Origin of the sequence: uncultured Microbacterium sp., assembly GCF_963524805.1 — a bacterium.
GTDB lineage: Bacteria > Actinomycetota > Actinomycetes > Actinomycetales > Microbacteriaceae > Microbacterium.
The window spans coordinates 399,838-412,401 of the sequence record NZ_CAURGG010000001.1 but is presented as its reverse complement, the minus strand read 5'-3'; the positions used below and the strand labels follow the sequence as shown (position 1 = coordinate 412,401).

10 protein-coding genes are annotated in these 12,564 nt (G+C 69.0%); 6 read left to right on the top strand and 4 right to left on the bottom strand.

Annotation, left to right across the window (positions count from 1 at the left end; genetic code table 11):
- Nucleotides 1–7: 7 nt before the first annotated feature.
- Together RWQ91_RS01995 and zapE are read right to left on the bottom strand one after the other, a co-directional pair.
- Nucleotides 8–1,282 carry an ammonium transporter gene (locus RWQ91_RS01995; protein ID WP_314502300.1) on the bottom strand — a complete coding sequence of 425 codons (1,275 nt, stop codon included), beginning with the start codon at nt 1,280–1,282 and terminating at the stop codon, nt 8–10.
- 188 nt (nt 1,283–1,470) lie between these two features.
- The gene (gene zapE, locus RWQ91_RS01990; protein ID WP_314502298.1) at nt 1,471–2,505 is read right to left on the bottom strand and encodes a cell division protein ZapE; all 1,035 of its coding nucleotides are present in this window, start codon (nt 2,503–2,505) and stop codon (nt 1,471–1,473) included.
- A gap of 123 nt (nt 2,506–2,628) precedes the next feature.
- Between zapE and RWQ91_RS01985 the strand changes: the two genes are divergently transcribed.
- Entirely contained in the window at nt 2,629–3,528 is a 900-nt protein-coding gene (locus RWQ91_RS01985; protein ID WP_314502296.1) for a sulfurtransferase, read from the top strand.
- Nucleotides 3,529–3,553: 25 nt separating this feature from the next.
- Nucleotides 3,554–3,994, top strand: a complete 441-nt coding sequence (locus tag RWQ91_RS01980; RefSeq protein ID WP_314502295.1) for a SufE family protein — start codon at nt 3,554–3,556, stop codon at nt 3,992–3,994.
- Between the two features lie 4 nt (nt 3,995–3,998).
- On the opposite strand, the gene RWQ91_RS01975 is transcribed toward RWQ91_RS01980, so the two are convergent.
- Entirely contained in the window at nt 3,999–5,201 is a 1,203-nt protein-coding gene (locus RWQ91_RS01975; RefSeq protein WP_314502294.1) for an alpha/beta fold hydrolase, read from the bottom strand.
- Nucleotides 5,202–5,226: 25 nt separating this feature from the next.
- Here RWQ91_RS01975 and RWQ91_RS01970 point away from each other — a divergent pair, with 25 nt between their 5' ends.
- From RWQ91_RS01970 to RWQ91_RS01955, 4 genes are all read left to right on the top strand, one after another.
- Nucleotides 5,227–5,817 carry a DUF3000 domain-containing protein gene (locus RWQ91_RS01970; RefSeq protein WP_314502293.1) on the top strand — a complete coding sequence of 197 codons (591 nt, stop codon included), beginning with the start codon at nt 5,227–5,229 and terminating at the stop codon, nt 5,815–5,817.
- Nucleotides 5,810–7,009, top strand: a complete 1,200-nt coding sequence (locus RWQ91_RS01965; RefSeq protein ID WP_314502292.1) for an HRDC domain-containing protein — start codon at nt 5,810–5,812, stop codon at nt 7,007–7,009. Before RWQ91_RS01970 ends, RWQ91_RS01965 begins: the two co-directional genes overlap by 8 nt.
- Nucleotides 7,010–7,081: 72 nt before the next feature.
- The gene (locus RWQ91_RS01960; protein ID WP_314502290.1) at nt 7,082–8,293 is read left to right on the top strand and encodes a thiolase family protein; all 1,212 of its coding nucleotides are present in this window, start codon (nt 7,082–7,084) and stop codon (nt 8,291–8,293) included.
- A 16-nt stretch (nt 8,294–8,309) separates the two neighbouring features.
- Nucleotides 8,310–10,448, top strand: a complete 2,139-nt coding sequence (locus RWQ91_RS01955; RefSeq protein ID WP_314502288.1) for a 3-hydroxyacyl-CoA dehydrogenase NAD-binding domain-containing protein — start codon at nt 8,310–8,312, stop codon at nt 10,446–10,448.
- A gap of 67 nt (nt 10,449–10,515) precedes the next feature.
- Here RWQ91_RS01955 and dxs read toward each other — a convergent pair whose 3' ends face one another.
- Complete coding sequence (dxs, locus tag RWQ91_RS01950; protein WP_314502286.1) at nt 10,516–12,480, bottom strand: 1-deoxy-D-xylulose-5-phosphate synthase; 1,965 nt, start codon at nt 12,478–12,480, stop codon at nt 10,516–10,518.
- Between the last annotated feature and the right edge of the window lie 84 nt (nt 12,481–12,564).

Below are 12,564 nucleotides of genomic sequence, written 5' to 3'. Positions count from 1 at the left end.
GCGGCTGTCAGGCGCGTGCGTCGGCGAGGACGTAGCCCTCTTCGCCGTGCACGATCGTGTCGATGCCGGCGATCTCGTCCTCGTTCTTCACGCGGAACCCGATCGTCTTCTGAATCGCGAAGCCGATGATCCACGCGAGGACGAACGAGTAGATCAGGACCGAGAAGGCCGCGATCGCCTGGACCAGCAGCTGGGTGCCCGAGCCGCTGTAGATCAGGCCCGTGCCGTTGGCGAAGAAGCCGAGGTACAGCGTTCCGATCAGGCCGCCGACCAGGTGGATGCCGACGACGTCGAGCGAGTCGTCGAAGCCGAGCTTGAACTTGAGCTCGATCGCCAGCGCGCAGACCGCACCGGCCACCAGGCCGAGCACGATCGCCCAGATCGGCGTCAGCGAGGCGCACGCGGGGGTGATCGCCACGAGGCCGGCGACCGCACCGGAGGCCGCGCCCACCGACGTGGGCTTGCCGTCCTTGATCTTCTCCACGATGAGCCACGCGAGCAGCGCCGCGGCGGGGGCCGCGATCGTGTTGACGAACGCGAGCGATGCGGTGTTGTCTGCGGCCAGCTCCGAGCCGGCGTTGAAGCCGAACCAGCCGAACCACAGCAGGCCGGCACCGAGGAGCACGAACGGCGGGTTGTGCGGGACGTGCACGCCCTTCTGGAAGCCGACGCGCTTGCCGAGGACGAGCGCGAGGGCCAGGCCCGCGGCTCCGGCGTTGATGTGCACCGCGGTGCCACCGGCGAAGTCGATCGCTCCGACACCGAACCAGGTCTGCAGGCCGTAGGTGATCCAGCCGCCGTAGGCGAAGCTGCCGTCCTCGGCCAGACCGAAGTTGAACACCCAGCTCGCGACCGGGAAGTAGACGACCGTCGCCCAGATCGCGGCGAAGATCATCCACGCCCCGAACTTGGCGCGGTCGGCGATCGCGCCGGAAACGAGCGCGACCGTGATGATCGCGAACGTCGCCTGGAAGGCGACGAACGCGAGCGGCGGGTATGCCGCGCCCTCAGGCGTCTCGAGGAGGCTCGCCAGTCCCAGTTCGGCGCCGTCGATCGTCCAGGGGAACTGGATCGTGCCTGCCGCGGTCGTCGGGAAGGCGATCGCGTAGCCGTACAGAACCCAGAGGACTCCGATCAGGCCCATGGCGCCGAAGCTGAGCATCATCATGCTGATCACGCTCTTGGCCTTGACGAGGCCGCCGTAGAAGAATGCGAGTCCTGGCGTCATCAGCAGCACGAGTGCTGCCGCTATCAGGATGAATGCTGTATTGCCTTGATCCATCTCGAAATGAACCTCTCTGCAGGGACGCAGGGTAAAAGCGTCGGGTGGTCCCAGTGTCGAGGGTGCGGGTTTCCTCCGGCGCACACAGTGTGTTTCACGTGTGTTACGCGTCCCCTGTCGAGGTAAACATCACGTTTCCGGATGCCGGAAGCATGAGCCGAATCGGATGCCGGCGCGAGCGCTGCGCGCTAATCGAGGGTAGAGGCCACCAGGCGCGAGATGGCTCGCAGGTACTTCTTGCGGTAGCCACCGGCAAGCATCTCGTCGGGAAAGACCAGGTCCAGCGTCTGACCCGTCGCGCGGATCGACAGCTGCGCGTCGTAGACCCGGTCGATGAAGGCCACGAATCGCAGGGCGGCTGACTGGTCGGTCAGGGGCGCGACATCGCGCAGCCCCACGATGCTCAGCCCCTCGATCAGCCGGATGTAGCGGGACGGGTGGACCGTGGCCAGATGCGCCACCAGCCCCGCGAACGCGTCGTCGGACACGATGCCGCGGGTGGCGGCATCCGCGATCGTCCTCTCGTAGTCCGCCTCGCTCAGCACGGCGGCATGACCGTCGAGCTGACGATGCCGGTAGTCGGTCCCGTCGATCCGGATGGTCTCGAAGCTCGCAGCCATCGCATGGATCTCGCGCAGGAAGTCCTGGGCGGCGAAGCGGCCCTCGCCCAGTGCGTTGGGTGGAGTGTTGGAGGTCGCCGCCAGGCGGGTTCCCGTGGCGACGAGCTCGCCCAGAAGCCGCGTCATCACCATCGTGTCGCCGGGATCATCCAGCTCGAACTCGTCGATGCACAGCAGCTCGGCCCCGCGGAACAGGTCGACGGTGTTCTTGTAGCCGAGCGCGCCCACCAACGCGGTGTACTCGATGAAGGAGCCGAAATACTTCCGCCGCACCGGCATCGCGTGGTAGATCGCCGCCAGCAGGTGGGTCTTGCCGACACCGAACCCGCCGTCGAGGTACACCCCCGGCCGCGGTTCCGGACCCTTCTTGGGGCGACGGAAGAAGCCGCCGCGCGCTTCCGGCTGCGCCAGTCCCGAGAACGCCATGAGCATGCCCTTGGCTTCCTGCTGCGACGGGAAGGCGGGGTCGGCGCGGTAGGAATCGAAGGTGGCGTCGGTGAACTGCGGCGGCGGGATGAGCGAGGAGACCATCTCGGCACCGGAGAGCTGAGGGCTGCGCTCGGTGAGGTGAACGATTCCCGTGCGGGTCGCGGAGGGTGTCATCCTGCTGATCCTGTGTCGCCTTCTTACGCCGGTGGGTGCACTCCGGAGCCCGGGAATCTAGGGTCGAAGAGACGGTCCAACCCTACGCCGTCGCTTCCGCCATCCTGACCCGAGGAGCAGCCGGTGCCCGTCGAATTCGACACGTCCTCCCCCAAGTTCGCCGAGTACTCCGAGCCCGGCAGGCTCGTCAGCGCGGACTGGCTCGAACCGCGCCTGGGCCAGCCGGGCCTCGTGGTGGTCGAATCCGACGAGGACGTCCTGCTGTACGAGACGGGACACATCCCGGGTGCGGTGAAGGTGGACTGGCACACCGAGCTGAACGACCCGGTCGTGCGCGACTACGTCGACGGCGCCGGCTTCGCTGCGCTGCTGAGCGCCAAGGGCATCTCCCGCGACGACACGATCGTGATCTACGGCGACAAGAACAACTGGTGGGCCGCCTACGCGCTCTGGGTCTTCTCGCTGTTCGGTCATGAGGATGTGCGCCTGCTCGACGGCGGGCGCGACCGCTGGATCGCCGAAGGCAGGCCTGTGACGACGGAGGCCACGGTGCGCGATCGCACCGACTATCCGGCGATCGAACGGGACGACAGCACGCTGCGCGCATACAAGGACGACGTGCTCGCGCATCTCGGAAGGCCCCTCATCGACGTGCGCTCGCCGGAGGAGTACAACGGCTCGCGCACGTCTGCCCCGGCCTATCCCGAAGAGGGCGCTCTCCGAGCCGGCCACATCCCCACGGCCCGCAGTGTCCCCTGGGCGCGAGCGGTGGCCGCCGACGGCGGATTCAAGCCCCGAGCCGAGCTCGACGCGATCTACCGCGACGAGGTCGGGCTGGTGGACGGGGACGACATCGTCGCCTACTGCCGCATCGGCGAGCGCTCCAGTCACACCTGGTTCGTCCTGCAGCACCTGCTCGGCTTCCGGAACGTGCGCAACTACGACGGCTCGTGGACGGAGTGGGGCAGTGCGGTGAGGGTGCCCATCGCGACCGGTGACGAGCCGGGCGAGCTCCCCCGCTGATCGCCGCCGTGGGAGAATGGTGCCGATGACTGCGCACGTTCTTCCCGACTCGCTCGCCGAGATCCGCGACGAGTTCCTGGAGCTGCCCGAGGCGGAGCGGCTGCAGCTCCTGCTGGAGTTCTCCAACGAGCTTCCGGACGTTCCCGCGAGATACGACGGGCACCCCGAGTTGCAGGAGCGGGTCGCCGAATGCCAGTCGCCGGTCTACATCATCGTCGAGATCGACGACGACGGACTCGTGCAGATGCACGCCACCGCCCCGAAGGAAGCGCCGACCACTCGCGGGTTCGCGAGCATCCTCGCGCAGGGGATCTCCGGGCTCACGCCGGACGAGGTTCTGGCGATCCCCGACGACTTCCCGCAGAGCATCGGTCTGACCCGCGCGGTGTCACCGCTGCGCATCATGGGCATGACCGGCATGCTCGCCCGCGCCAAGCGTCAGGTCGCGCTCAAGCGCTCACTCTGACGGCTCAGTCACCGGACAGGTCCTGCCGCCGCAGCCACTCCCGGATGCTGTCGCTCCACCGCTCCTGGTCGTAGTTCCAGAGCTTGGTGTGCCGGGCGACGTCGAACACCTGCATCTCGACCAGATCGGGCCGCGCCACGACGAGGTCGTGCGACGCGTCCGAGGGGACGAACCCGTCGTCGTCGCTGTGCAGGATGAGGATGGGATGCCGCAGCTCGGCAGCGCGGGCGATGACATCGAGCCGGTCGAACCGGATCGCCGCCCCCGCGCCGGTCATGGGCGCCGCCCATTCCGTCTGCAGCGCTCCGATCGCGAGGCCGGTCACTGCCGCGGGCACGTGCATCTGCCTGGCGTGGAAGCCGAGGACGACGCGCCAGTCCACGACCGGCGACTCCAGGACGAGGCCGGCGATCACATCGCGGTGCGCGGAGTTCAGCTCCAGCTGCAGCGCGATCGCCCCGCCCATCGACCATCCCATGAGGATGATGCGCCGCGCTCCGCGGCGGCGGGCGAACCCGACCGCCGCGTCGACATCGCGCCACTCGGTGGCACCGAGCGCGTAGGTGCCCGTCCGGCTGCGCGGCGCCTCGCCGTCGTTGCGGTACGACACGACGAGCGAGGTGATGCCCGCGGCGTGGAAGACCGGAACCGCCCTGAGGCACTCTGCCCGGGTCGCGCCGCGGCCGTGCACCTGGATCACCCAGACCTCCCCCGGGCCTGCGGGGAACAGCCACGCCGGGCAGGGGCCGACGGGCGAGCCGATCAGCTCCGAGGTGAAGGGCAGGTGCAGCTGCTCGGGACGGTCGTAGTACCAGCCGCTGAACGCCGCGTCGGCCGAGATGCGGGTCTGGGCGCCGATCTCGGTCAGGAGTTTGCGCTTGACGCTGGCGTCGTCTTCGGCCAGCACCGACCCGAGCTTGATGTAATCCTCGGTGCCGGTGGTGAACAGTCCGTATCGGCCCGGAAGCTGGGTGTCCTGCGTGCGCGCGAGCGTGATTGTCTGGGCCGCGGTGTCCAGCGAGAGGATCCGCGTGTCCGAGACGCGCACCGACGGCGTCACCACTCGGCGCGCCATGCGCAGCGAGGCGAAAGCCAACCCCGACACGGTCAGCCCCAATGCCGCGCTCAGGACGGCCAGAGCCGTCCGCACCCCGGTCACGAGGGCAGGAGAGGGGGTGTGCATCGCGGCGCGCCTGGAGTCGACCATCGAGGCCCCACTCTAGTCTTTCGGCGTGGCTGAGCTTCGTCCCCCGACTGCGCCGCCGTCGTTCGAGAGTGCGGCGGCGGACGTGCGCGCGACCGTCTTCCGCGCCGACCTATCGGTGCGTGAGATCCCGGCGCCCGCCGGACTGGCACCGGATAGCCTCGCGCTGGCGGGCGATGTGCGTCCGGAGCAGGACGGCGTCGACTCCGCCTACGGGACCGGCCGTTTCATCCTGCTGCACGACCCCTCCGAACCGTCGGCGTGGGAGGGCGCGTGGCGGATCGTGTGCTTCGCGCAGGCGCCGCTCGAGCCCGACATCGGCGTCGACCCGATGCTGGCCGACGTCGCCTGGTCCTGGCTGATGGACGCTCTCGCCTCCCGCTCGGCGCCCTTCCGCGCGGCATCCGGCACCGCCACGAAGACGCTGTCCAAAGGATTCGGGTCACTGGCCGCCGAAGGAGAGGGCGCGCAGATCGAGTTGCGCGCGTCGTGGTCGCCGGCCGGAAGCCTGACCCCCCACGTCGAGGCGTGGTCCGAGCTGGTCTGCATGCTCGCCGGCCTTCCGCCGGGGTCCGAGGACATCGCCGTGCTGGGTTCTCGCAGGGCACCGCGTGACTGAGTACACCGTCATCACCGATCCCGCCGGTCTCGCGGATGCCGTCGCCGCGCTGTCCGCCGGGACGGGGCCTGTCGCGGTCGACGTCGAGCGGGCATCCGGATTCCGCTATTCGCAGCGGGCGTACCTCGTGCAGGTGTTCCGCCGGGGCTCCGGTGTCTTCCTCTTCGATCCGCCGGCGGTCGGCGCCTTCGAAACCCTGCAGTCGGCGATCGGCGGCGAGGAGTGGGTGCTGCACGCTGCGAGCCAGGACCTGCCGTCGCTGCGCGAGCTCGGATTGGACCCCGTCACGATCTTCGACACCGAGCTGGCCGCCCGGCTTCTCGGTCACGCCAGGGTCGGGCTGGGGGCGGTCGTGGAAGACACCCTCGGCATCACTCTGGCCAAGGCCCACTCCGCGTCGGACTGGTCCACCCGTCCCCTCCCCCAGGCGTGGCTGGAGTACGCCGCCCTCGACGTCGAACACCTCGTGGACGTGCGGGACGTGCTGGCGGCTGAGCTCTCGGAGCAGGGCAAGGTCGAGTTCGCGGCCGAGGAGTTCAGCGCTGTTCTCCAGCGCACCCCCAAACCGCCCCGCGAAGACCCCTGGCGCCGGCTCAGCGGACTGCACACCGTGCGCGGTCGTCGGGCTCTCGCCGTCGCACGGGAGTTGTGGACGGCGCGGGAGGAGTACGCCCGCGGCGAGGATGTGGCGCCCGGTCGGCTGGTGCCGGATCGCGCTCTGATCGCCGCTCTGATCGCCGACCCGCAGTCCAAGCAGGAGCTGGCGCAGGTGAAGGAGTTCACCGGCCGCGCCAGTCGAAGCCAGCTCGATCGCTGGTGGGCCGCCTTCGAAGCCGGCCGCGCTGCGACCGACCTCCCGCTCGAGCGCGCGCCCGGTGGCGAGTCGATCCCCCCCGCACGCGCGTGGTCGGACCGCAACCCCGCCGCCGATGCCCGGCTCAAGGCCGCGCGGACGGTCGTCGAGGCTCTCGCGGAGCAGCTGCAGATGCCCACGGAGAATCTGCTCACGCCGGACCTGCTGCGCCGCGTGGCCTGGACTCCTCCCGAGCCGCTGAGCGCGGCATCCATCGGGGATGCGCTGGCGGAACTGGGCGCGCGCCCCTGGCAGATTGCGCAGACTGCACAGTCGATCGCCGATGCCTTTGTGCATTCCGTGCAAACGGCGTCGTCCACGCCGGAGAGCGCTTCGTAGGTTCGATCCAACCGATTCCAGGCGCCGCAACCCGGCTCCTAGGCTGGTCGCATCCCTACTTACGGAGGCAGAGTGGCCGAGATCTCGGACGTCTTTTTCGTCGATGGAATGCGCACCCCCTTCGGGCGCGCCGGCGAGAAGGGCATGTATTGGAACACCCGTGCTGACGACCTGGCGGTCAAGGCGACGATCGGTCTCATGGAGCGCAATCCCGGCGTTCCCGCGGACCGCATCGACGACGTCGCGGTCGCCGCGACCTCGCAGACCGGCGACCAGGGCCTGACCCTCGGCCGATCGGTGGCGCTGCTGGCGGGGCTTCCCCAGAGCGTGCCCGGCTTCGCGATCGACCGCATGTGCGCGGGCGCCATGACCAGCGTCACGACGATGGCCGGCTCGATCGGCATCGGAATGTACGACCTGGCCCTCGCCGGCGGTGTCGAGCACATGGGTCGCCACCCGCTCGACGGCAGCAACGTCGACCCCAACCCGCGATTCGTCGCCGAGAAGCTGGTCAGCGCGGATGCCCTCAACATGGGCATCACGGCCGAGCGCATCCACGACCGCTTCCCGCAGCTGACGAAGGAGCGCGCGGATCGCTTCGGGATGCTGAGCCAGCACAAGGCGCAGGCCGCGTACGAGGCCGGCAAGTTCCAGCCCGACCTGGTCTCGGTGGCGACCAAGGACGCCACCGGCGCGTGGGGTCTCGCGACCGAGGACGAGGGTCGTCGTCCCGAGACCACGATGGAGGGGCTGGCGGCGCTCAAGACGCCGTTCCGCCCGCACGGCCGGGTCACCGCGGGCACCTCCTCGCCCCTGACCGACGGCGCCACCATGAGCATCCTCGCCGGCGGAGGCGCCGTGAAGGAGCTCGGTCTGGCACCGAAGATGAAGCTGGTCTCGTTCGCCTTCGCGGGGGTCGCCCCCGAGATCATGGGCGTGGGACCGATCCCCTCGACCGAGAAGGCGCTGCGCAAGGCCGGGCTGACGATCGGCGATATCGGACTCTTCGAGCTGAACGAGGCCTTCGCCATCCAGGTGATCTCGTTGCTGGATCACTTCGCAATCGCAGACGACGACCCGCGCGTCAACCAGTGGGGCGGCGCCATCGCCCTCGGGCACCCTCTCGCCGCCTCCGGAGTGCGGCTCATGATCCAGCTCGCGGCTCAGTTCGCCGAGCGACCCGACGTGCGCTACGGCCTGACCGCGATGTGCGTCGGCCTCGGGCAGGGCGGGTCCGTCATCTGGGAGAACCCGCATTTCGACGGCAAGAAGCGCAAGAGCTGAGCGGGCGGAACAGCGGATGACGAATTACGCAGACATCGACTTCTCCCCCATCCTCGCCATGACAGAGGGCGAGGTGGTCACGCACTCCCCCGTGCGCGACATCCGCCTGGCTTCGGGCAAGGTGCTCGCGCTGATCACCCTGGACAACGGCCGCGACCACACGCGCCCCAACACCCTCGGCCCGGCGACCCTCGCGGAACTGGACACGACCCTCGAGAGCCTCAAGGCACGTGCCGCCGCCGGCGAGATCCAGGCAGTGGGTGTGACGGGGAAGCAGTACATCCTCGCCGCCGGCGCCGACCTTTCCGACATCTCGCGCGTCGGCTCGCGCGAGAACGCGAAGCTCGTGGCGCAGTTCGGGCACATGGTGCTCGGCAAGCTCTCCGAGCTGGGCGTGCCGTCGTTCGCCTTCGTCAACGGTCTGGCACTGGGCGGCGGACTGGAGATCGCGCTGAACTCCACCTACCGCACGGTCGATGCCTCGGCAGCAGCCATCGCGCTGCCCGAGGTGTTCCTGGGGATCATCCCGGGGTGGGGCGGTGCGTACCTGCTGCCGAACCTGATCGGCATCGAGAACGCGCTCGAGGTCGTGATCTCCAACCCGCTCAAGCAGAACCGGATGCTGAAGCCGCAGCAGGCGTTCGACTACGGGATCGTGGACGCCATCTTCCCCGCGTCGAACTACCTCGAGGAATCGCTGCGCTGGGCCGACGGGGTGCTCCGCGGCACGACCAAGGTCGCACGGCGCAACGAGCCGGGCAGAATCGAGCGGCTCACCAAGTGGCCGATCGCGATCAAGATGGCACGCGGCATGCTCGAGAGCCGCATCGGCACCGTCCCGCGCTCGCCCTACGTCGCGCTCGAACTGCTCGAGAAGGCCAAGGGAGGCACGAAGGCCGAGGGCTTCGCACGCGAAGACGACGCGCTGGCCGACCTGGTCACGGGCGACCAGTTCGCGGCATCCATGTACGCCTTCGATCTCGTCCAGAAGCGCGCCAAGCGCCCCGTCGGCGCGCCCGACCGGGCACTGGCGAAGAAGGTCAGCAAGGTGGGCATCATCGGCGCGGGCCTCATGGCGAGCCAGTTCGCGCTGCTGTTCCTGCGCAAGCTCCAGGTGCCGGTGCTGATCACGGATCTGGATCAGGCCCGCGTCGACAAGGGCCTGGCCTACATCAACGATGAGATCGGCAAGCTCGAGGCAAAGGGCCGGCTCGACGGCGACGGCGCGAACCGCCTCCGGGCGCTCGTGCACGGCACGACCGACAAGACCGAGTACGCGGACTGCGATTTCGTCATCGAGGCCGTGTTCGAAGAGGTCGGCGTCAAGCAGCAGGTGTTCGGCGAGATCGAGAAGATCATCGCCGAGGACGCGGTCCTGGCGACCAACACGTCATCGCTGTCCGTGGAGGAGATCGGCGCGAAGCTCGAGCACCCCGAGCGTCTCGTCGGCTTCCACTTCTTCAACCCGGTCGCGGTCATGCCGCTCATCGAGATCGTGAAGACGCCGCAGACGACGGATGCCGCGCTGTCCACGGCGTTCGTCGTGGCGCGCGGTCTCGGCAAGAACGCGGTGCTCACCGCGGACGCGCCGGGTTTCGTGGTCAACCGACTGCTCGCGAAGGTCATGGGCGAGGCCGCGCGCGCGGTGTACGAGGGCACTCCCCTGCTGAGCGTCGAGAAGGCGTTCGCGCCGATCGGTCTGCCGATGACGCCGTTCCAGCTGATCGATCTGGTGGGCTGGAAGGTCGCCGCGCACGTGCAGGACACGATGGCGCAGGCGTTCCCCGACCGGTTCTTCGCCTCGGAGAACTTCCACCAGCTCGCCGAGCTGCCCGACGTCGTCGAAAAGGACAAGTCGGGTCGCGTGACCGGCTGGACCAAGGCCGCTCAGAAGGTGCTGAAGACCGGCTCGAGCCCGGTTCCGGAGGATGAGATCCTGCGACGCGTGCAGGACGGCCTCGCTCAGGAGATCCGGATCATGCTGGATGAGGGCGTTGTCCCGGCGGTCGAGGACATCGACCTGTGCCTGATCCTGGGCGCCGGCTGGCCGTTCATCGACGGCGGAGCCTCGCCGTACCTCGATCGCGAGGGAGCCTCGCAGCGCGTGTCCGGCGACACTTTCCACCACCCCGTGATCACCGGCATCGGCGACTGAGCTCCGCAGGCGACGAAGCGCCCGTCCTCGATGCGAGGGCGGGCGCTTCATCGTCCGTCGATGCCGTTCAGGCGTCGCGGACCTCGTCGTGCTGCTGCGTGCCGATGCCGGTCAGCCAATCCGGATGCTGCTCCGTGGGCCGAGCGACCGGGATCCGGGTGCCGAGCACCTGGGAGACGACATCCTGCGCGATCTTGGCCGCCGTGAGGCCGGCATCCTCGAGGATCTGCTCCCGGCTGGCGTGGTCGATGAACTCGTCGGGCAGGCCCAGCTCGTCCACGGCGGTGTCCACGCCCGCCTCACGCAGCACCTGGCGCACGCGCGTGCCGATCCCGCCCACGCGGATGCCGTCCTCGATCGTGATGACCAGGCGATGGCTTGCGGCCAGTTCGACGATCGACGGCTGCACCGGGACCACCCACCGGGGATCCACCACGGTCGCCCCGATGCCCTGCGCACGCAGGCGGTGCGCCACGTCGACCGCGATGTGGGTCATCGGTCCGATGCCGACCAGCAGGACGTCCTGCGCCTCGGATCTGACCAGCACGTCCACGCCGTCGGGCAGCCGTTCCAGAGCGGGCAGCGTCGGGCTCACCGAGCCCTTGGGGAAGCGGATGACCGTCGGGGCGTCCTCCACCGCCACCGCTTCGCGCAGCTCCTCCTGCAGGCGCTCGGCGTCCCGGGGCACAGCGATGCGGATGTGCGGAACGATCTGGAGCATCGCGAGATCCCAGATGCCGTGGTGGCTCGGACCGTCAGGTCCGGTCACGCCGGCACGGTCGAGCACGAACGTGACGCCGGCACGGTGGAGCGCGACATCCATCATCACCTGATCGAACGCGCGGTTCATGAAGGTCGCGTAGATCGCCACGACGGGGTGCAGGCCTCCGAAAGCCAGACCGGCGGCGGACGCGACAGCGTGCTGCTCGGCGATGCCCACGTCGTAGACCCGGTCGGGGAACCGCTGCGCGAACGGAAGCAGGCCGGTGGGGCGCAGCATCGCCGCGGTGATGCCGATGACGTCGGGGCGGTCCTCGCCCACCGAGACGAGTTCGTCGGCGAAGACATCGGTCCATGCGGTGGCGGCCGAGCTGCCGACGGGTTCGCCGGAGAGCGGGTCGATGCGTCCCACGGCGTGGAACTGATCCGCCTCGTCGTCGCGGGCCGGCTGGTAGCCGCGCCCCTTCTCGGTGATCGCGTGCACGATCACGGGTGCACCGAAGTCCTTCGCCAGTTCGAGCGTCTCGATCAGCATCGGAAGGTCGTGGCCGTCGACGGGACCGAGGTACTTGATGTCGAGGTTGGAGTACAGCGCGGCGTTGTTGACGAAACGGCTCAGGAATCCGTGGGTCCCACCCCGGACACCTCGGTAGAACGCACGAGCGGCGGGACCGAGCTTGCCGAAGAACGAGTCCGAGCCGCGATGGAGCGTCTGGTAGGTGTCGGCTGTGCGCACGCGGTTGAGGTAGCGCGCCATCCCGCCGATGGTGGGTGCATAGGAGCGCCCGTTGTCGTTCACGATGATGACCAGGTTGCGGTCGTTGTCATCGGAGATGTTATTGAGGGCCTCCCACGTCATTCCACCCGTCAGGGAGCCGTCGCCCACGACGGCGACGACGTGGCGGTCCTTGCGGCCGGTGCGGGTCAGCGCGCGCGAGACGCCGTCGGCCCAGCTGAGCGAGCTGGATGCGTGTGAGGACTCCACGACGTCGTGCGGGCTCTCGGAGCGCTGCGGGTAGCCGGCGAGGCCGCCCCGCGATCGGAGTCCGGCGAAGTCCTGACGGCCCGTCAGCAGCTTGTGCACGTACGACTGATGGCCCGTGTCGAAGATCATCGGGTCGTTCGGGGAGTCGAACACGCGGTGCATCGCGAGCGTCAGCTCGACGACGCCGAGGTTGGGTCCGAGATGGCCGCCCGTCTGGGAGACGTTCTCGATGAGGAACGCGCGGATCTCGCCGGCGAGCTGCTCGAGCTGCTCCGGTGTCAGCGCGTCGAGGTCGCGGGGTCCCGAGATCGACGACAGCAACGACATCCGTGCTCCTTCCACGCGCCTACAGCAGGCTCCGCAAGTCTACCGTCGGCGGGTATGCCGAAGGGGTCGGGCACCGAGCGCCCG

Coding starts and splice junctions, on each gene's coding strand:
- RWQ91_RS01995 (WP_314502300.1), bottom strand. CDS start 1,282: ATGGATCAAGGCAATACAGCATTCATCCTGATAGCGGCAGCACTCGTG.
- zapE (WP_314502298.1), bottom strand. CDS start 2,505: ATGACACCCTCCGCGACCCGCACGGGAATCGTTCACCTCACCGAGCGC.
- dxs (WP_314502286.1), bottom strand. CDS start 12,480: ATGTCGTTGCTGTCGTCGATCTCGGGACCCCGCGACCTCGACGCGCTG.
- RWQ91_RS01980 (WP_314502295.1), top strand. CDS start 3,554: ATGACTGCGCACGTTCTTCCCGACTCGCTCGCCGAGATCCGCGACGAG.
- RWQ91_RS01955 (WP_314502288.1), top strand. CDS start 8,310: ATGACGAATTACGCAGACATCGACTTCTCCCCCATCCTCGCCATGACA.
- RWQ91_RS01975 (WP_314502294.1), bottom strand. CDS start 5,201: ATGGTCGACTCCAGGCGCGCCGCGATGCACACCCCCTCTCCTGCCCTC.